This is a genomic window from Geodermatophilus sp. SYSU D00708 (assembly GCF_054050115.1).
On the sequence record NZ_JBJGYS010000003.1, the window covers coordinates 117,587 to 136,362 of the forward strand.

General features: G+C 74.3%; 20 protein-coding genes. 15 read left to right on the forward strand and 5 right to left on the reverse strand.

The genetic code is table 11. The features are described from left to right. The 7 genes from ACI79D_RS04035 to ACI79D_RS04065 all read left to right on the forward strand — a co-directional run bounded on the left by ACI79D_RS04035 (position 1) and on the right by ACI79D_RS04065 (position 6,671). Entirely contained in the window at positions 1-807 is an 807-nt protein-coding gene (locus tag ACI79D_RS04035; protein WP_456917026.1) for a type III pantothenate kinase, read from the forward strand. Positions 808-818: 11 nt separating this feature from the next. After that, positions 819-2,324, forward strand: coding sequence for a lysine--tRNA ligase (gene lysS, locus ACI79D_RS04040; protein WP_456917027.1), 1,506 nt, complete (start codon positions 819-821; stop codon positions 2,322-2,324). A gap of 150 nt (positions 2,325-2,474) precedes the next feature. After that, positions 2,475-2,828 (forward strand): histone-like nucleoid-structuring protein Lsr2, encoded by a 354-nt coding sequence (locus ACI79D_RS04045; protein ID WP_456917028.1) that lies wholly within the window; start codon positions 2,475-2,477, stop codon positions 2,826-2,828. Between the two features lie 321 nt (positions 2,829-3,149). Then, on the forward strand, positions 3,150-3,362 hold the full coding sequence (locus ACI79D_RS04050; protein WP_456917029.1) for a hypothetical protein: 213 nt from the start codon (positions 3,150-3,152) through the stop codon (positions 3,360-3,362). Further along, the gene (locus ACI79D_RS04055) at positions 3,359-3,619 is read left to right on the forward strand and encodes a hypothetical protein (protein ID WP_456917030.1); all 261 of its coding nucleotides are present in this window, start codon (positions 3,359-3,361) and stop codon (positions 3,617-3,619) included. The genes ACI79D_RS04050 and ACI79D_RS04055 overlap by 4 nt, the downstream gene beginning before the upstream one ends. Positions 3,620-3,843: 224 nt before the next feature. Further along, positions 3,844-6,378, forward strand: coding sequence for an ATP-dependent Clp protease ATP-binding subunit (locus tag ACI79D_RS04060; RefSeq protein ID WP_456917031.1), 2,535 nt, complete (start codon positions 3,844-3,846; stop codon positions 6,376-6,378). 83 nt (positions 6,379-6,461) lie between these two features. Continuing rightward, a complete protein-coding gene (locus ACI79D_RS04065; protein ID WP_456917032.1) occupies positions 6,462-6,671 on the forward strand; it encodes a hypothetical protein in 210 nt (69 codons plus the stop codon). Between the two features lie 155 nt (positions 6,672-6,826). Here the strand turns inward: ACI79D_RS04065 and ACI79D_RS04070 are convergent, their stop codons facing one another. Continuing rightward, positions 6,827-7,720, reverse strand: a complete 894-nt coding sequence (locus ACI79D_RS04070; RefSeq protein ID WP_456917033.1) for an A/G-specific adenine glycosylase — start codon at positions 7,718-7,720, stop codon at positions 6,827-6,829. A gap of 77 nt (positions 7,721-7,797) precedes the next feature. Here ACI79D_RS04070 and ACI79D_RS04075 point away from each other — a divergent pair, with 77 nt between their 5' ends. Further along, positions 7,798-8,481, forward strand: a complete 684-nt coding sequence (locus ACI79D_RS04075) for a MucR family transcriptional regulator (protein ID WP_456917034.1) — start codon at positions 7,798-7,800, stop codon at positions 8,479-8,481. A gap of 18 nt (positions 8,482-8,499) precedes the next feature. Here ACI79D_RS04075 and disA read toward each other — a convergent pair whose 3' ends face one another. The 3 genes from disA to ACI79D_RS04090 form a co-directional block, all read right to left on the reverse strand. Next, positions 8,500-9,585 (reverse strand): DNA integrity scanning diadenylate cyclase DisA, encoded by a 1,086-nt coding sequence (disA, locus tag ACI79D_RS04080; RefSeq protein ID WP_456917035.1) that lies wholly within the window; start codon positions 9,583-9,585, stop codon positions 8,500-8,502. Positions 9,586-9,705: 120 nt separating this feature from the next. After that, complete coding sequence (gene radA, locus ACI79D_RS04085; protein ID WP_456917036.1) at positions 9,706-11,070, reverse strand: DNA repair protein RadA; 1,365 nt, start codon at positions 11,068-11,070, stop codon at positions 9,706-9,708. 60 nt (positions 11,071-11,130) lie between these two features. Further along, the gene (locus tag ACI79D_RS04090; RefSeq protein WP_456917037.1) at positions 11,131-11,835 is read right to left on the reverse strand and encodes a hypothetical protein; all 705 of its coding nucleotides are present in this window, start codon (positions 11,833-11,835) and stop codon (positions 11,131-11,133) included. Positions 11,836-12,048: 213 nt separating this feature from the next. On the opposite strand from ACI79D_RS04090, the gene ACI79D_RS04095 reads away from it, so the two are divergent. Further along, positions 12,049-12,642: an RNA polymerase sigma factor gene (locus tag ACI79D_RS04095; RefSeq protein WP_456917038.1), complete on the forward strand. Its 594-nt coding sequence runs from the start codon at positions 12,049-12,051 to the stop codon at positions 12,640-12,642. 10 nt (positions 12,643-12,652) lie between these two features. Beyond that, the gene (locus tag ACI79D_RS04100; RefSeq protein ID WP_456917039.1) at positions 12,653-13,597 is read left to right on the forward strand and encodes a hypothetical protein; all 945 of its coding nucleotides are present in this window, start codon (positions 12,653-12,655) and stop codon (positions 13,595-13,597) included. 20 nt (positions 13,598-13,617) lie between these two features. On the opposite strand, the gene ACI79D_RS04105 is transcribed toward ACI79D_RS04100, so the two are convergent. Beyond that, positions 13,618-14,475: a UbiA family prenyltransferase gene (locus tag ACI79D_RS04105; RefSeq protein ID WP_456917040.1), complete on the reverse strand. Its 858-nt coding sequence runs from the start codon at positions 14,473-14,475 to the stop codon at positions 13,618-13,620. Positions 14,476-14,597: 122 nt separating this feature from the next. Between ACI79D_RS04105 and ACI79D_RS04110 the strand changes: the two genes are divergently transcribed. The 5 genes from ACI79D_RS04110 to rlmB are packed head-to-tail and all read left to right on the forward strand — an operon-like array spanning position 14,598 to position 18,717. Further along, positions 14,598-15,080, forward strand: coding sequence for a CarD family transcriptional regulator (locus ACI79D_RS04110; protein WP_097206868.1), 483 nt, complete (start codon positions 14,598-14,600; stop codon positions 15,078-15,080). 49 nt (positions 15,081-15,129) lie between these two features. Beyond that, a complete protein-coding gene (gene ispD, locus ACI79D_RS04115) occupies positions 15,130-15,792 on the forward strand; it encodes a 2-C-methyl-D-erythritol 4-phosphate cytidylyltransferase (RefSeq protein ID WP_456917041.1) in 663 nt (220 codons plus the stop codon). Next, a complete protein-coding gene (gene ispF / locus ACI79D_RS04120; RefSeq protein ID WP_456917042.1) occupies positions 15,789-16,289 on the forward strand; it encodes a 2-C-methyl-D-erythritol 2,4-cyclodiphosphate synthase in 501 nt (166 codons plus the stop codon). The genes ispD and ispF overlap by 4 nt, the downstream gene beginning before the upstream one ends. 59 nt (positions 16,290-16,348) lie before the next feature. Next, entirely contained in the window at positions 16,349-17,749 is a 1,401-nt protein-coding gene (gene cysS, locus ACI79D_RS04125) for a cysteine--tRNA ligase (protein ID WP_456917043.1), read from the forward strand. Next, positions 17,731-18,717, forward strand: coding sequence for a 23S rRNA (guanosine(2251)-2'-O)-methyltransferase RlmB (rlmB, locus tag ACI79D_RS04130; protein ID WP_456917044.1), 987 nt, complete (start codon positions 17,731-17,733; stop codon positions 18,715-18,717). The genes cysS and rlmB overlap by 19 nt, the downstream gene beginning before the upstream one ends. The last annotated feature ends 59 nt before the right edge of the window (positions 18,718-18,776 follow it).

The window sequence follows — 18,776 nt, forward strand, 5'->3', positions numbered from 1 at the left end:
GTGCTGCTCACCGTCGACGTCGGCAACAGCCAGACCGTCCTGGCCACCTTCGACGGCGACCGGCGGGTGGGCTGCTGGCGGGTGACGACGGCGCCGCGGGCCACCGCCGACGAGCTGCGGCTGCTGTGGCGGGGGCTGCTCCGGGACACCGAGGTGACCGGGGTGTCGGCCTGCTCGACGGTGCCGGCGCTGCTGCCGGCGCTGCGGCAGCTGCTGGACTCCCTCGAGGTGCCGGTCGTCCTCATCGGCCCCGGCGTCCGGACCGGCGTCCCGCTGCACGTGGACAACCCCCGCGAGGTCGGCGCGGACCGGGTGGTGACCGCGCTCGCCGCGCACGAGCTGTACGGGCGCGGGCCCGACGGCGGCGACCGGCCCGTGGTGGTGGTCGACTTCGGCACCTCCACCAACGTCGACGCCGTCGGCCCGTCCGGGCAGTTCCTCGGGGGAGCGCTGGCCCCGGGGGTGGAGGTCAGCCTCGAGGCGCTGGCCAGCCGCGCCGCCCAGCTGCGGTCGGTGGAGCTCACCGTGCCGCCGCACGCGATCGGGAAGAACACCGTGGCCGCGCTGCAGTCGGGTCTGGTGCTCGGCTTCGCCGGCCTGGTCGACGGGCTGGTGGCCCGGATCGCCGCGGAGCTGGTGGACTCGTTCGGGGTGCCGCCGGTCGTCGTCGCCACCGGCGGGCTGGCCCCGCTGGTCGCCGGCAGCTGCCGGTCCATCGGCGAGCGCGAGCCCGACCTCACCGTGCACGGGCTGCGGCTGGCCTTCGACCGGCAGCAGGCGGCAGGACGACGTCCCCTCTCCCCGTAGGCTGGCCTCCCGTGACAGACGTACCGCCCGGCCCGCCTGACGACGAACTCCCCGAACAGCTCCGGGTCCGCCGGGCGAAGCTGGACCGGCTGCGCGAGTCCGGCGTCGACCCGTACCCGGTCGCCGTCGCCCGGACGACCACGCTGGCCGACGTCCGCGCCGCCCACCCGGACCTGCCGCCGGACACCACGACCGGGGAGAAGGTCGGGGTCACCGGCCGGGTCATCTTCAGCCGCAACACCGGCAAGCTGTGCTTCGCGACGCTGCGCGAGGGCGACGCCGAGCTGCAGGTCATGCTCTCCCGCGACCGCGTGGGCGCCGACGCGCTGGACGCCTGGAAGGCCGACGTCGACCTCGGCGACCACGTGTTCGTCCAGGGCGAGGTCGGGACGTCGCGGCGCGGGGAGCTCTCGGTGTTCGCCGACTCCTGGCAGCTCACCGCCAAGGCGCTGCGCCCGCTGCCGGTCGCGCACAAGCCGATGAGCGAGGAGCTGCGGGTCCGCCGTCGGTACGTGGACCTGATCGTGCGCGACGAGGCCCGCCGGACGGTGCGGCAGCGGTCCACGGTGATGTCGACGCTGCGCGCCGGCCTCGCCGCCCGCGGCTACCTCGAGGTCGAGACCCCGATGCTGCAGACGGTGCACGGCGGCGCCGCGGCGCGTCCCTTCCGCACCCACATGAACGCGTTCGACCTCGACCTGTACCTGCGCATCGCACCGGAGCTGTTCCTCAAGCGGTGCATCGTCGGCGGGCTCGAGCGGGTCTTCGAGATCAACCGCAACTTCCGCAACGAGGGCGCCGACAGCACGCACTCGCCCGAGTTCGCGATGCTGGAGGCCTATCAGGCCTATGCCGACTACCAGGTGATGGCCACGCTCACCCGGGAACTGACGCAGGAATGCTGCGCGGCGCTGTTCGGCGACCACGTCGCGCGGCACAACGACGGCACCGAGATCGACCTGTCGGGCGAGTGGCCGCAGATCCCGCTCTACACGTTGGTGTCGGACGCAGTGGGGGAGGAGATCACCCCCGAGACCCCGCACGAGCAGTTGCGGTCCCTCGCCGAGCGCCACGGTGTGGGCGTGGACCCCAAGTGGGTTCCCGGCAAGGTCGTCGAGGAACTGTTCGAGGCGCTGGTGCAGGACACGCTGCAGTCGCCGACCTTCGTCGTCGACTACCCGCTGGACACCTCGCCCCTGACCCGGGCGCACCGGTCGGCGCCGGGCCTGGCGGAGAAGTGGGACCTGTACATCGCCGGGGTCGAGCGCGCGACCGCCTACTCCGAGCTGGTCGACCCGGTGGCCCAGCGCGAGCGGTTCACCGCCCAGGCGGCGCTGGCCGCGGCCGGCGACCCCGAGGCGATGGCGCTCGACGAGGACTTCCTCGAGGCGCTCGAGTACGGGATGCCGCCGACCGGTGGCATGGGCATGGGCATGGACCGGCTGATGATGACCCTCACCGGCCTGGGAATCCGCGAGACCATCCTCTTCCCGCTCGTGCGGCCGATTTCGTCCTGAACTCCGCGGTCCGTTTCTCACCCCATCTGGTATTTCGTCATTCCGGACTTCTCGCTGAATGCACTATGGTTCGTGGTGGCAAAGCAACTGCCCCGCTTCGGGGCGACCGACCGCCCCGAAAGGGGCCGTAGCGAGAAGTGGGGAAGTGGAATGGCTCGCAAGGTCCAGGTGATCCTCAGTGACGACCTCGACGAGGACCTTCCGGCCGACGAGACCGTGAGTTTCTCCCTCGACGGGACGAACTACGAGATCGACCTGTCCGAGAAGAACGCCGAGGAGATGCGCAACGCCCTCTCGCGGTACGTCCAGGCCGCCCGCAAGGTCGGCCGCGGCTCGGGCCGGGCGTCCGGCAACGGGCGCTCCCGTGCGACCGGTGGGGGCGGCCGGATGGACCGGGAGCAGGCCGGCGCGATCCGCGACTGGGCCCGGAAGAACGGCCACCAGGTCAGCGACCGCGGGCGCATCCCGGCCAGCGTCGTCGAGGCCTACGAGGCCGCGCACTAGAAGGACCCCGTCCTCCTCACCCCTCGCAGGCTCGGGGTGAGCCGCTGGACGGGGCCGCGACGGGGCCCTGCGAGGGGTCGCTCCAGCACGTCGTGCGGCCCGGCTCCCCTCGGGGGGCCGGGCCGTTGCCGTCCCGCCACCGAGAGTTCACCTGAAGTCGCAGGTCAGGGTCCTAGGTCCCTGGGTGGATACGGACGGTCCGGTAACGCTAGGGGTATGAGCCAAGACGCGGCGTGGGCGACCACGACGGGTGGTCGCGATCCCAGCTCTGAACCGACCCCCCAGGACACCTCCCCTCTCGCTCCCTCCTTCACCGCCACCGTGGACCAGGTCCGCGGCCTCGTCCGGGCCCGGGGCCACCTCGACGAGGTCGGCGCCGACCTGCTCAGCGGGACCGTGCTGGCCCTCCAGCGGCACGGGCACCGGCTGATCGCCGTCCGGCTGCAGGCCACCGTGGAGCCCGCGGCGCGCGCCGTGCTCGACGAGCTGACCGACCGGCTCGCGGCCGACGGCGTCCTGGTGGTCCTCGAGTGACGGCCGGCCGGAGCGCCGGGCGCGGCTCGCTCGACCACGGCCACTGGACCGTCGGGGTGGACGAGGTCGGCTGCCGCCCGGCCGCGGACGAGGCGCCGACGACCCGGCTGCACGCCGTCGGCGCCGACGGGCTGATCGCCGGCCGCGCGCTCTGCCTCGCGCCGGTCACCCTCCTCGACCCCGCCCTGTGGACCTGGCCGGACGACGGCGACGAGGAGTGGCCGCTGTGCTGGGTGTGCCTGGCGCTCACCTGCTGACACCGCGTCCGCTCACGGCGTAACGGTCCCGGAACACCACCGCGCCACCATCGGTTGGACCGGGCAGCTCCAGTTCCTCCACCGGCGGCCTCGCGTGCCGACGGAGGGACGGAGTCCGCGACTACAGTGGAAGACCGGTGCGCCGCGCGCCGACGGACGTCGGGTGCTCCTCCCCAGCGCGGGGAGGGCAGTGCCGGACCAGCCGGTCAGAGGAGAAGCAGCAGATGTTCGAACGGTTCACCGACCGAGCCCGCCGCGTGGTCGTCCTGGCCCAGGAAGAGGCCCGGATGCTCAACCACAACTACATCGGCACCGAGCACATCCTCCTGGGCCTGATCCACGAGGGTGAGGGTGTCGCCGCCAAGGCGCTCGAGTCCCTGGGCATCTCGCTGGAGGGTGTCCGGCAGCAGGTGGAGGAGATCATCGGGCAGGGCCAGCAGGCCCCGTCCGGGCACATCCCCTTCACCCCTCGGGCCAAGAAGGTCCTCGAGCTGTCCCTGCGCGAGGCGCTGCAGCTCGGCCACAACTACATCGGCACCGAGCACATCCTGCTCGGCCTGATCCGCGAGGGTGAGGGTGTCGCCGCCCAGGTCCTCGTGAAGCTCGGCGCCGACCTCAACCGCGTCCGCCAGCAGGTCATCCAGCTGCTGTCCGGCTACCAGGGCAAGGAGCCGGCCGCGGCCGGCGGCCCGTCGGAGGGCACCCCGTCGACCTCGCTGGTCCTCGACCAGTTCGGCCGCAACCTGACCCAGGCCGCGCGCGACTCCAAGCTCGACCCGGTCATCGGGCGGGCCAAGGAGATCGAGCGGGTCATGCAGGTCCTCTCGCGGCGGACCAAGAACAACCCCGTCCTCATCGGCGAGCCCGGCGTCGGCAAGACCGCCGTCGTCGAGGGCCTGGCCCAGGCGATCGTCAAGGGCGAGGTCCCCGAGACGCTGAAGGACAAGCAGCTCTACACCCTCGACCTCGGCGCCCTCGTCGCCGGTTCCCGCTACCGCGGTGACTTCGAGGAGCGGCTGAAGAAGGTCCTCAAGGAGATCCGCACCCGCGGCGACATCATCCTGTTCATCGACGAGATCCACACCCTCGTCGGGGCCGGTGCCGCGGAGGGCGCGATCGACGCCGCCAGCATCCTCAAGCCGATGCTGGCCCGCGGTGAGCTGCAGACCATCGGCGCCACCACGCTCGACGAGTACCGCAAGCACCTGGAGAAGGACGCCGCGCTCGAGCGCCGCTTCCAGCCGATCCAGGTGGGCGAGCCGACGCTCACCCACACGATCGAGATCCTCAAGGGGCTGCGCGACCGCTACGAGGCGCACCACCGGATCAGCATCACCGACGGCGCCCTGGTCGCCGCCGCGACGCTGGCCGACCGGTACATCTCCGACCGCTTCTTGCCGGACAAGGCGATCGACCTGATCGACGAGGCCGGCGCCCGGATGCGGATCAAGCGGATGACCGCCCCGCCGGACCTGCGCGAGTTCGACGACCGGATCGCGGCCATCCGCCGCGAGAAGGAGTCGGCCATCGACGCGCAGGACTTCGAGAAGGCCGCGTCGCTGCGCGACAAGGAGAAGCAGCTCCTGGGCGAGAAGGCCGAGCGCGAGAAGCAGTGGAAGGCCGGCGACATGGACGTCGTCGCCGAGGTCGACGACGAGCAGATCGCCGAGGTGCTGGCCAACTGGACCGGCATCCCCGTCTTCAAGCTGACGGAGGAGGAGACCACCCGACTCCTGCGCATGGAGGAGGAGCTCCACAAGCGGATCATCGGCCAGGAAGAGGCCATCAAGAGCGTCAGCCAGGCGATCCGGCGGACGCGGGCGGGCCTCAAGGACCCGCGCCGTCCCGGTGGCTCGTTCATCTTCGCCGGCCCCTCGGGTGTCGGTAAGACCGAGCTGGCCAAGGCGCTGGCCAACTTCCTCTTCGGTGAGGACGACGCGCTCATCCAGATCGACATGGGTGAGTTCCACGACCGCTTCACCGTCTCGCGGCTGGTCGGTGCCCCTCCCGGCTACGTCGGCTACGACGAGGGCGGCCAGCTGACCGAGAAGGTGCGGCGCAAGCCGTTCTCGGTGGTCCTCTTCGACGAGATCGAGAAGGCGCACGCGGACGTGTTCAACACGCTCCTGCAGGTGCTGGAGGACGGCCGGCTCACCGACGGTCAGGGCCGGATCGTGGACTTCAAGAACACGATCCTGATCCTCACGACCAACCTCGGGACGCGGGACATCTCCAAGGCGGTCGGCCTCGGCTTCCAGGCCGGGAACGACACGCAGTCCAACTACGAGCGCATGAAGTCGCGGGTGCACGACGAGCTCAAGCAGCACTTCCGCCCTGAGTTCCTCAACCGCATCGACGACATCGTGGTGTTCCACCAGCTGACCGAGGCCGAGATCATCCAGATCGTCGACCTCATGGTCGCCCGCGTGGAGGGCCAGCTGGCGAACAAGGACATGTCGCTGGAGATCACGCAGGAGGCCAAGAAGCTCCTGGCCCACCGCGGCTTCGACCCGGTGCTGGGTGCCCGGCCGCTGCGCCGGACGATCCAGCGCGAGATCGAGGACACGCTGTCGGAGAAGATCCTCTACGGCGAGCTGACCGCCGGTCAGATCGTCGTGGTGGACGTCGAGGGCGAGGGCGCCGAGCAGAAGTTCGTCTTCCGCGGCGAGGCCAAGCCGATCGACCTCCCCGACACCCCGCCGGTCGCGCTGTCGGTCGGGGACGAGGAGCCGCCGGCGACCGGGACCTCCGACCACTGAGCGAGTCCCGGTAGCAGCACGACAGGGGCCGCCTCCCGCACGGGAGGCGGCCCCTGCCGCGTCTCCCGCAGGACGATGACGTCATGGCGCGGGGCGAGCACCCGAGCTGGACGCCGGTCTACGGCGGGCTGCTGATCGTGGCGGCGATGGTCGGCGCGACCGTGGCGTGGGTCCGGGGGCGCGGTCTGCCCGGCTGGCTGCGCGCCGTCCCTGTGGTGCTGGCTCTCGTGCTGGCGCTGGCGGGCTGGCTCATGACCTTCCGCGACCTCAGCAACCCCCGCCCGCGCCGCTGAGGACGAGCGCGGGCTGCTCTGTGCCGAGCCCGTCCCGCCGGCCGTCCCACCCCGCCCGCCGTCCCGGTTCGTCGATCATGGGGTCGTTGCGGGCGACACGCGAGGACGCGCCGCGACGGCCGGCAACATCCCCATGATCAGCGGGGCGTGGGCCGTCAGGCGGGGAGGCGGAACCGGCCGTCGGGGGTCTGCTCGACCAGCCCGTCGACGAGCAGGGAGTCCAGGCACCGGGAGCGCTGCACGGCGTCGTCCCAGGCGCCGTCGAGCTCGACGGCCGCCACGGGCCCCTGAGCGGCTCTCAGGACGTCCAGGAGCCGCCCACGCACCTGACGGTCGGTCCCGGCGAACCGCTGCACCCTGCGGGGCGGACCGTCGGACGCCGGGCACCCGGCCAGCCGCCAGGCGCAGCTGTGCCGCACCGGGCAGGCGCCGCACCGCGGCGTCCGGGCGACGCACACCAGCGCGCCGAGCTCCATGGCCGCCACGGAGAACCGCACCGCCCGTCCCGGGTCGGCCGGGGCCAGCGCGGCGACGTCGGCGAGGTCGGCGGTCCGCGCGGTGCCCGCCTCCGCCCGGCCGTGCACGAGCCGGGCCACCACCCGCCGCACGTTGGTGTCCACGACCGGCTGTGGCTGCCCGTGGCCGAAGCAGGCGACCGCGCGGGCGGTGTAGGTGCCGATGCCCGGCAGCGCCTCGAGGGCGGCCACGTCGGCGGGGACGGCGCCGCCGTGCCGCTCGGTGAGGGCGACGGCGGCCTCGCGCAGCCGCAGCGCCCGTCGCGGGTAGCCGAGCTTGCCCCAGGCCCGGATCACCTCCGCAGGGGAGGCGGCGGCGAGCGCGGCCGGCGTGGGCCAGCGAGCCATCCACTCCCGCCAGACCGGCTCGACCCGCGCGACGGGGGTCTGCTGGAGCATCACCTCGCTGACGAGCACCGCCCACGGGTCGACGTCCGGGCGCCGCCACGGCAGGTCGCGGGCGGCGTCGGCGTACCAGTCGACGAGGGCCTCGCCGAGGCCGGTCCCGGTCAGGGGCGGGGCGGTGCTGTCCACGGGGGTCCAGTGTGCCGCCCGGCGGGGACGGCGTGCCGACGCGGGAGCCCCCGGCCGGGCGCACTACGGTTCTCGGCGTGCTGCACCCGGTCGGCCCCCTCCCCGCGGCGGTCTACTGGCGGCGTCGCCTGCTGGTCCTGCTCCTGGTCGTGGCGGTGCTCGGCGGCGCGGGCTGGCTGCTGGTCGCCGCGCTCCGGGACGGCGGCAGCAGCGCCTCGGCCGCCGCGGCGCCCACCACCGCCGCCGACGAGCCGGCCGAGCAGCCGGCCCTGGAGCGGGTGGTGCCCTCGCTGGCCAGCGTGCAGACCCCGACCCCCGCGCCCGAGACGACACCGGAGCCGGAGCCTGCCCGCGCACCGGCACCCGAGCCGGGCGGCCCGTGCAGCGACGACGGGATCGGCCTGCAGGTGCGCACGCCGGGCAGCGCGCCGGCGGCCAGCAAGCCGACCTTCGAGCTGGTGGTCACCAACGTCTCGCCGGTGCCGTGCGTGCGGACCCTCGACAAGGGCCTGCAGGAGATCGTGCTGCTCGACGGCGCCGGCAACCGGCTGTGGGGCAGCAACGACTGCTTCCCCGAGGCCAGCAGCGACACCCGCACCCTCGCACCGGGAGAGTCGGTCGCCTTCCCGCTGGTGTGGAGCGGCCTGTCCAGCGAGCCCGGCTGCACCGCGCAGCGCACGGCGGTCGGCCCCGGGCAGTACCTGCTGCGCGGGCGGCTGGACACCAAGACCAGCCCCGACGCCGCCTTCGCCGTCACCTGAGGGACGGCCCCGGGCGGTTCAGCTGTAGCGGTCGAGGATCGAGGTCTCGGCCAGGCGTGACAGGCCCTCGCGGATGCCGCGGGCCCGGGCCTCGCCGACGCCGTCGACGGCGAGCAGGTCCTCGATCGTGGCGGCCAGCAGCTTCTGCAGCCCGCCGAAGTGGTCGACCAGGCGGTCGATGATGCCGGCCGGCAGCCGCGGCACCCGCGCCAGGAGGCGGTACCCGCGGGGGCTGACCGGGGAGTCCAGCGCGTCGGCCGACGTGGGCAGCCCGTAGCAGCGGGCCACTGCGGACAGGTCGAGCAGCTCGGTGGCCGACAGCGCCCGCAGGTCGGTCAGCACGCTCTCGATGGTCTTCGGACGGCGGGCCCCGCCGGGGAGGTAGTCGCGCACGAGGAGGCCGCGGTCCTCCTCCACGCCGGCGAGCATCTCGTCGAGCTGGAGGGCCAGCAGCCGGCCGTCGGTACCGAGCTCGACGACGAAGCCCTCGATCTCGTCGGCGATCCGCCGGACCATCTCCAGCCGCTGGCTGACGCTCATCGCGTCGCGCACGGTGACGAGGTCCTCGATCTCCAGCGCCGACAGGGTGCTGGCCACCTCGTCGAGTCGCAGCTTGTACCGCTCCAGCGCGGCCAGGGCCTGGTTGGCGCGGGCCAGGATGGTCGTCGGGTGCTCGAGGGTGTACCGCCGGCCGGCGACGTACACGCTGATGATGTGCATCGACTGGCTGACCGAGATCACCGGGAAGCCGGTCTGGATCGCCACCCGCTCGGCGGTGCGGTGCCGGGTTCCGGACTCCTCGGTGGGGACCGTCGGGTCGGGCATCAGGTGGACGCCGGCCCGGACGATGCGGGCACCGTCGTAGGAGACGATCACCGCGCCGTCCATCTTGGCCAGCTCGCGCAGCCGGGTGGCCGACAGGGCGACGTCGAGGGCGAAACCGCCGGTGCAGATGGACTCCACGACGCGGTCGTAGCCGAGGACGATCAACGCACCGGTGCGGCCGGCGAGGATCCGCTCCAGGCCGTCGCGCAGTGCCGTCCCCGGTGCGATGCGGCCGAGCAGTTCGCGGAGCGCGACCTCGGAATCCACGGCGGGGGGCACGAGCGCTCCTGACGTTCGGTGTGTTGGCGGCTGAGTCTACGTGGCCCCGACGGTACTGGTCCGGGTCCGTGAGCCACCTCACCGGATCCGGCGAGACCCCGGACCGGCCGTGACGGAGAGTCAGAAGAAGCGGGCGAACGCGGCCCCGAGGTCGGGCACCTCGACCAGTCGCATGCCCTTCGGCGCGGCGCCGGCGTCCTCGGGGACCAGCGCGACCCGGTAGCCCTGACGGGCTGCCTCGGCCAGCCGGCGTCCCGTCCCGCCCACCCGGCGGATCTCGCCGGAGAGCCCCACCTCGCCCAGCGCGACCAGGCCCTGGGGGAGGGCGACGTCCTTGGCGGCGGAGGCGATCGCCAGCGCCAGGGCGAGGTCGGCCGCGGGCTCGGTGATCCGCACGCCGCCCACCGAGGCGGCGAAGACGTCGGCGTCGGCCAGGCGCACCCCGCCGCGCCGCTCGACGACGGCGTTGACCATCGCCACCCGCTGGGAGTCCAGCCCGCTGACCGCCCGCCGCGGCGACCCGCCCCCGCTGTTCGACGCGACCAGCGACTGCACCTCCGCCAGCAGCGGCCGGCTGCCCTCCATCGTCACCGTGACGCAACTGCCGGGGACCGGGGCGGCCCGCCGGGAGACGAACAGGTGCGACGCGTCGGGGACGCCGACGACCCCGCGGTCGCCGATCTCGAAGCAACCGATCTCGTCGGCCGGCCCGAACCGGTTCTTGGTGGCCCGGATCAGCCGCAGGGTGGAGTGCCGCTCGCCGTCGAAGGAGATGACGACGTCGACGAGGTGCTCCAGGGTGCGCGGCCCGGCGATGGCGCCGTCCTTGGTGACGTGGCCGACCAGGATCGTCGTCATCCCGCGGCTCTTGGCCACCCCGGTCAGCGCGCTGGCCACCGCGCGCACCTGGGTGGACCCGCCGTCGGTGCCGTCGACGGCCGGGGAGCGCACCGTCTGCACGCTGTCGAGGACCAGCAGCGAGGGGTTCACCTGCTCCACGTGCGCGAGGACGGCGGACAGCTCGGTCTCCGCGGCCAGGTAGAGGCCGTCGTGCAGGGCGCCGATCCGCTCGGCCCGCAGTCGCACCTGGGCCGCGGACTCCTCACCCGACACCACCAGCGCCGGACCGTTGGCCGCGGCCACCCGGTGGGCGACCTCGAGCAGCAGGGTGGACTTGCCGACCCCCGGCTCGCCGGCGACCAGCAGCACCGCGCCGGGCACCAGCCCGCCGCCGAGCACCCGGTCGAGCTCGTCGATGCCGGTGGGGACCGCGCGGGCGGAGGCCAGCTCCACCTGGGCGATGGGGACGGCCGGTGCGGTCACCGGGCCGGCCGCCACCGACCGCAGCGGCGAGGCCGGGACGCCGACCTCCTGCAGCGTGCCCCACGCCTGGCACTCGGGGCAGCGGCCGACCCACTTGGCCGAGCCGTAGCCGCACTCGGTGCAGCGGTGGGCGGGGCGGGACTTCACTCCTGCAGAAGGCACCCGGCGACGCTAACCGCCGGGTACGACAGTTCCGGGGAGGACGCGGACGGGGCCCTCCGGCTACTCGGACTCGGTGTCCTGCTCGCCCTCGCGGCCTTCCGCGGCCCCGTCGTGGAAGTCGAAGCCCTCGCCGCGGGGCAGCGCGCGGTCGGGGGTGGCGACGCCCGCCTGGACGGAGACCTCGCCGGCGCCCTGGAAGGTCAGCGTCAGTTCGACGGTCTGGCCGGTCGTCAACTCCTCCGACAGGTCGGCGAGGTCGACGGTGAGCGTGCCGTCGTCGCCGATCTGCACGCTGGAGCGGGCGGGCACGGGGATGTCGACCCGCGTGCTCGCGGTGGCGGTCGTCGGCGCGGCCGGTGCGCTGGGCGCGGCGGGGGCGCTGGGCGCGGCCGGAGCCGAGGGCGTCGCGCCGGTGGTCGGCGCTGCCGAGGGGGAGCCCGGGACGGCGGGGGAGGCGGTCGCCTGCCCGCTCACGATCACGCCGGTGAAGGCGTCGCCCTCGATGCCGACCAGGGTGTCGGCCTCGTTGCTGCCGTTCACGATCGTCATGGACAGGGACGCCTCGTCACCGGGCGAGTACCGGCCCTCGGTGGGGTACTCGAGCAGGACCTGGCGCAGGGTGATGTCGCCGGCCTGGGCCTCGGGGCCCACCTTGTCCCGGTTCTGGGTGGCGGTCTGCGAGACCTGCCCCGCGCTGCACGCGGTCAACGCGATCGGGCTGAGGAGCAGGGCACCCATCGTGGCGGCGCGCAGTGCGCGGTTCACAGCCGTCGACCTCCAGGGACGTGCCGGCCACCGCACGTCGATGGCCCTTGTCGCGCCGAGCCTAACGCCCGGCCCCGGGGACCCGCCCGGAGGGAAGGGGACGCCCCGGCGCGCCGTCCCCGCCTCGCACCACCCGACCGGGTGGTGCCGGTCCGGTTCGCCCCGATGCCTGCCGATGCCCTTGGAGCAACGCGGGCGACGACGGGAGGCGGGATGCGGACGGGACTGCCGTTCGACGACGTCCTGGCCGCGGGCCGGGCCGGGGCCGCGTGGGCCTTCGAGGTCCTCTACCGGGACCTCGCGCCGGTCGTGACCGGCTACCTGAGGCTCCACGGCGCGGCCGAGCCGGACGACCTGGCCAGTGAGACGTTCATCGGCGTCCTCACCGGGTTGGCCGGCTTCCACGGCGACGAGGAGGCGTTCCGCGCCTGGGTCTTCACGATCGCCCACCGGCGGCTGGTCGACGACTGGCGTCGCCGGGGCCGCCGTCCGCAGGTGACCGACGACGACGCGGTGCTCGGCGACCTCGGCGGCGGCGACGTGGAGGACGACGCGTTCGTCCGGATCGGCGCCGACGACGTGCACCGACTGTGCGCGACGCTGCCGACCGACCAGCGCGCGGTCCTCCTGCTGCGGATCCTCGGCGACCTCACCGTCGAGCAGGTGGCCTCCGTGCTCGGCCGCTCCGTCGGCTCGGTCAAGGCACTCCAGCGGCGCGGGCTGCGCAGCCTGCGCAGCACCCTCGAGACGACCTCCCCCGAACGGGTGGGGGTCGGTGCGCACCCTTCTGGAGCCCTCCGGCGATGACGAGGACGAGATGACCACGCCAGCCGACGACCGAGCCCTCGAGGCGGCCTTCGACGCCGTCCTCGCCGGCCGCCCAGTGCGCGACTGCGCGTCCGGCCTGGCCGCGTTCACCGACGCGGTCCGGGCGGACGCCGCCGCTCCCGGGCGGCCGAACGCGGCCCTGGCCGAACTGCTGGCGACCGGTCTCCTCACCCCCCACCAGGAACCGTCCCCAGGGACGGCCGGGCGCCCCGCCCGGACCTCACGGAAGAGGCCTCGCATGCTGCTCACCACTCTCGTCGCCAAGATCGCCTCGGCCGGCGCGCTCGCCAAGGCCGCCGCCGGCACCGGCGCGGTCGTCGTCGCCCTGGCCGGTGCGACGACCGCCACCGTCGCCGTCACCCAGGACGAGCCGGCCCCCGTCGTCCAGCCCGCCTCGGACGGCGACACCACAGCCCCCTCCGGGGACGCGACCGACGGCGTCGACGACGCGACGCCGGGGGCCACCGAGGACCCGGAGGGCACCGGGATGCCGGAGGAGGCCGAGGTCCCCGAGGAGACCGAGGTGCCGGAGGAGGCCGAGGTGCCGGAGGAGACCGAGGTGCCGGAGGACGCCCAGGAGTCTGTCGACGCCGAGGAGTCGGCCGACGAGGTCACCCCCGAGCAGGAGGTGTGGCAGGAGGGGCCGGTCGAGGGTCAGTCCCACGGCTCGTGGGTGAGCGAGGGCGCCCGCCAGGGCTGGGTCGACGGCGGCACGGTCAGCGAGCAGGCCCACGCGCGCAACCAGCAGCGCAAGGACGCCCGCGAGGCCGAGCGGGCCGCGGCGGAGGAGCCCGAGACCGAGGTCGAGGCGCCGGAGGCCGAGGAGGAGACCGCTGAGGCGGTCCCCGCGGCCGAGGTCGAATCCAACGGCAACGGCAACGGCAACGGCAACGGCAACGGCAACGGCAACGGCAAGGGCCACGGCCGGAAGTGACGCCGGCGGTGGGGCCGCGCTCAGGTGACCGCGGCCCCACCGGCCAGCAGCAGCACCACGTCCAGGACGGTCAGCAGCATGACCGCCGGGAAGGCCAGGCGGCGGAAGCGCGGCGTGCCGGCCAGGGCGGCCACGGCGACGGCGGGCACGGCGAGTGCCAGCCCGGCCCACCCGGCGGCCGTCGGCCGGCCGTCGGGACCCAGGACCAGCACCAGCGAGGCCGCGCCCAGCAGGACCGCACCGGTGACCGCCGAGACCCGCGCCCCCAGCCGGTGCGGCAGCCCGCGGACGCCGGTGGCGAGGTCGTCCTCGAGGTCGGGGGCGACGTTGGCCAGGTGGGCCGCGGCCCCGAGCGCGCCGCCGGCCGCCACGAGCCACCAGGGCGCGACCGGTCCTCCCGGGGCGGCGGCGACGACGCCGGCGGGCAGCGCCCCGAACCCGGTCACGTAGGGCACGACGGACACGGCGGTGCGCTTGAGTCCCGCGTTGTAGGCCCAGCCGCTGGCGACCAGGACGAGCAGCAGCAGTCCCGGCACGAGACCCAGGAACAGGGACAGGACGACGGCCACGGCGGCCGACGCGAGGGCCAGCGAGCGCAGCAGCGAGGGGGCCACGGCGCCCTGGACGACCGGCTTGTCGGCCCGCGCGACGGCGCGGTCGCGGTCGGCGTCGAGCCAGTCGTTGCTCCACCCGATCGACGCCTGACCTGCGAGGACGGCCAGGGACAGCAGTACCACCCGCCCGCCCGGGACCCCTGCGGCGACCCCGAGGAGGGTGGCCACGACGGTCACCGCGACGGCCGGGCCGGGGTGCGTGGCCAGCGCCAGCGCGCGGGCGGTCACCGCCGGGCGGGAGGGGTGCGCAGGCACATCCACCACGCCGATGTCAACCCCTCTCGACTAGTTCATTCCGCCGCTGACCTGCGGGTTTACGAAATCGGGCCGTCCCCTTCGTCAGTTTCGCGTGGTAACCTGTGGACAGCGAAAGGGGTCACACACACATGGGCTTCACTGTCGGCGAGACCGTTGTCTACCCGCACCACGGTGCCGCGCTCATCGAGGCGATCGAGAAGCGGGTCATCAAGGGTGAAGAGAAGGCCTACCTCGTGCTCAAGGTCGCCCAGGGTGACCTCACCGTGCGCGTGCCGGCCGACAACGCAGAGATCGTCGGCGTCCGTGACGTCGTCGGTCAGGAGGGGCTGAACCGGGTCTTCGAGGTCCTGCGCGCCCCGCACACCGAGGAGCCGACCAACTGGTCGCGCCGCTACAAGGCCAACCTGGAGAAGCTCGCCTCCGGCGACGTGAACAAGGTCGCCGAGGTCGTCCGCGACCTGTGGCGCCGCGACAAGGACCGTGGCCTCTCCGCCGGCGAGAAGCGCATGCTCTCCAAGGCCCGCCAGATCCTGGTGAGCGAGCTCGCCCTGGCCGAGGGCACGAACGAGGACAAGGCCGAGGTGCTCCTCGACGAGGTCCTCGCCAGCTGAGCTCGTCCCCGCGAGTTCTCCTGCGCTCCAGCACGTCCAGACCACTCCCGTGCACGCTGTCGGCATCGTCGCAGCGGCCGGGAGTGGTCTGCGTCTGGGGGCAGATCGGCCGAAGGCGCTGGTGCCCCTGGGCGGACGGCCGTTGGTCTGCTGGGCCGTCGACGCGCTCCGGGACGGCGGGGTGGCCGAGGTCGTCGTCGCCGTCCCGGCCGCCGAGCGCTCCGCCTTCGCCACCGTGCTGCCGGCCGACGTCCGGCTCGTCGTCGGCGGCGGCACCCGCACCGCCTCGGTCCGGGCGGCCCTCGCGGCGGCCGACGACCGCTGCGACGCCGTCCTGGTGCACGACGCCGCCCGCCCGCTGACCCCGCCCGACGTCGTGGCCCGGGTGCTGGCCGCGGTGGCCGCCGGAGCACCCGCCGTCGTCCCCGTGCTGCCGGTCGTGGACACCACGGTGACCGTCGACCCCGACGGGCTGCTCGCCGGCACCCTCCCGCGCGAGGAGCTGCGCCGGGTGCAGACCCCGCAGGGGTTCGACCGGGAGACCCTCGTCGCCGCCTACGGCCGGTTGCCCGACGACGCCGAGCTGACCGACGACGCCGCGGTGGTGCGCGCGGCCGGGATCCCGGTGGCCACCGTGCCCGGTGACGAGCGGGCCGCCAAGGTCACCGTGGCGCACGACCTGGCGCTGGCCGAGCTGCAGGTCCGGCGGTGAACCAGCTCCCGCGGGTGGGGATCGGGGTGGACGTGCACCCGATCGAGGCCGGGCGCGAGTGCTGGCTGGGCGGGCTGCTGTGGCCGGGCGCCGACGGCTGCGCCGGGCACTCCGACGGTGACGTCGTGGCGCACGCCCTGATCGACGCGGTCCTGTCGGCCGCCGGGCTCGGCGACATCGGCGGGCTGCTGGGCACCGACGACCCCCGGTGGGCCGGCGCCCGAGGGGCGGCGGTGCTGGAGCACGTCCGGGAGGTGCTGGTCGAGGCCGGCTGGCGCGTGGGAAACGCCGCGGTGCAGCTGGTCGGCAACACCCCGAAGGTCGGCCCGCGGCGGGCCGAGGCCGAGGCGGCGCTGTCGGCGGCCCTCGGCGCCCCGGTCAGCGTCACCGCCACCACCACCGACGGCCTGGGTCTGACCGGCCGGGGCGAGGGGCGCGCGGCGATGGCGACGGCGCTGGTGGTCCGGACCGGGTCGACGGACGCCGGGTCGGGCTGATCGGCGAACGCCCGAAGACTCCGCGCGGAGCCGACGCTGCGCTCCGTAGACTCCGCGCAGTGAGCCTCCGCCTGTACGACACGGCCGCCCGCGCGGTCCGCGACTTCACGCCCCTGCGTGCGGGACAGGCCTCCATGTACGTCTGCGGGCTCACCGTCCAGGGCCCGCCGCACGTCGGCCACGTGCGGGCCGCACTCGCCTTCGACGTCCTGCGCCGGTGGCTGGCGGCCAAGGGGCTCGAGGTCACCTACGTCCGGAACGTCACCGACATCGACGACAAGATCCTCGCCAAGGCCGCCGAGCACGGCGTCCCGTGGTGGGCGTGGGCCTACACCAACGAGTTGGCCTGCACCCGGGCGTACGAGGTCCTCGGCGTGCTGCCGCCCACCTACGAGCCGCGGGCGACCGGGCACGTGCCCGACATGGTCGCGCTGATCGAGCGGCTGATCGAGGGCGGCCACGCCTACGCCTCCGACGGCGACGTGTACTTCGACGTCCGCTCCTTCGCCGGCTACGGGGAGCTGACCGGCCAGCGCACCGACGACCTGCAGCCGGCCGCCGACACCGACACCGACGAGCGCAAGCGCGACCCCCGGGACTTCGCGCTGTGGAAGGCGCACAAGGAGGGGGAGCCGGAGACCGCGGGCTGGGCCACGCCCTGGGGGCGCGGCCGGCCGGGCTGGCACCTGGAGTGCTCCGCGATGGCCGAGCGCTACCTCGGGCCGGAGTTCGACGTCCACGGCGGCGGGTTGGACCTGCGCTTCCCGCACCACGAGAACGAGCGCGCCCAGTCGATGGCCGCCGGCGACGGCTTCGCCCGCTACTGGCTGCACAACGGCTGGGTGACCCTCGGCGGCGAGAAGATGAGCAAGTCGCTGGGCAACACCGCGCTGGTCGACGAGGTGGTCAAGCGGGTGCGGCCGGTGGAGCTGCGCTACTACCTGGTCACCCCGCACTACCGGTCGACGATCGAGTTCACCGACGCGGCGCTCGAGGAGGCCGGAGCGGCCTACCGGCGGCTGGAGTCGTTCGTGAAGCGGGCGGCTGAGCGGGTGGGTGCGGACGCCGGCAAGGCGGACCTCGCACCGGAGTTCACGGCCGCCCTCGACGACGACCTGGGCACCCCGGCCGCGGTCGCGGCGATCCACGAGACGGTGCGGCAGGGCAACACCGCGCTGGCCGCCGGGGACGACGACGCGACCGCGGCGGCGCTGGGCTCGGCGCGGGCGATGCTCGGCGTGCTCGGGCTGGACCCGCTGGACCCGCGCTGGGCCGCCGGCGCCGACGACCGGTTGACCGAGGTCACCGGCGGGCTGGTCTCGCTCGCGCTGGAGCAGCGCCAGGCCGCCCGCGCCCGCAAGGACTACGCCGCGGCCGACGCGATCCGCGACCAGCTGGCCGCGCTCGGTGTCCAGGTCGAGGACACCCCCCAAGGACCGCGATGGGAGCTGAGCCGCTGATGGCCGGCAACAGCCAGCGCCGGGGCCGCACCAGCGGCGCCGGCAAGAAGGGCGCCACCGCCGGCACCGGCGGCAAGAACCGCCGGTCCCTGGCCGGGCGCGGCGCCACCCCGCCTGCGGAGATGCGGCCGGGTCACCCCGCGCAGCGGCGGGCCCAGGCCGACGCGCGGCGCCGCGCCGAGCGTGACCGCAGCCGCCAGCGCTCCGAGGAGGCGCCCGAGCTGCTGCTCGGCCGCAACCCGGTCGTGGAGGCGCTGCGGGCGCACATCCCCGCGACCGCCCTGTACGTCGTCACCGGGGACACGCGGGCGGCGACCGACGAGCGGATCACCGAGGCGCTGCACCTGGCCAACGACCGCGGGCTGCCGCTGCTGGAGGTCGGCAAGGCCGAGTTCGACCGGATGTCCGGCGGCGCGCTGCACCAGGGCATCGGGCTGCAGGTGCCGCCGTACGAGTACGCGCACCCCGACGACCTGCTCGACCTCGCCCGCGACTCGGGCCGGCCGCCCCTGGTCGTGGCGATGGACGGGGTCACCGACCCGCGCAACCTGGGCGCCGTCGTCCGGTCGGCCGCGGCCTTCGACGCGCACGGGGTCGTCGTCCCGCAGCGGCGGGCGGTGGGCATGACCGCGTCCGCCTGGCGCACCAGCGCCGGTGCCGCGGCCCGCCTGCCGGTCGCCCGGGCGGTCAACCTCGCCCGGGCGCTCGGGTCCTACCAGGACGCCGGGCTGATGACGGTCGGCCTGGCCGCCGACGGCGACGTCGACGTGTCGGAGTTCGACGGCTTCGCCGACCCGGTGGCGCTCGTGGTCGGTGCCGAGGGGACGGGGTTGTCCCGGCTGGTGCGGGAGCGCTGCGACGTCGTCGTCGGCATCCCGATCGCCCGCGACACCGAGTCGCTCAACGTCAGCGTCGCCGCCGGCATCGCCCTGTACGCCGCGGCGATGGCGCGCCGCCGAGCGGAGTAGCAGGGGCGCGACGACATCGCGGTCCTCCGGACCGCACCGCGATCAGGTGCCGTCCCCCT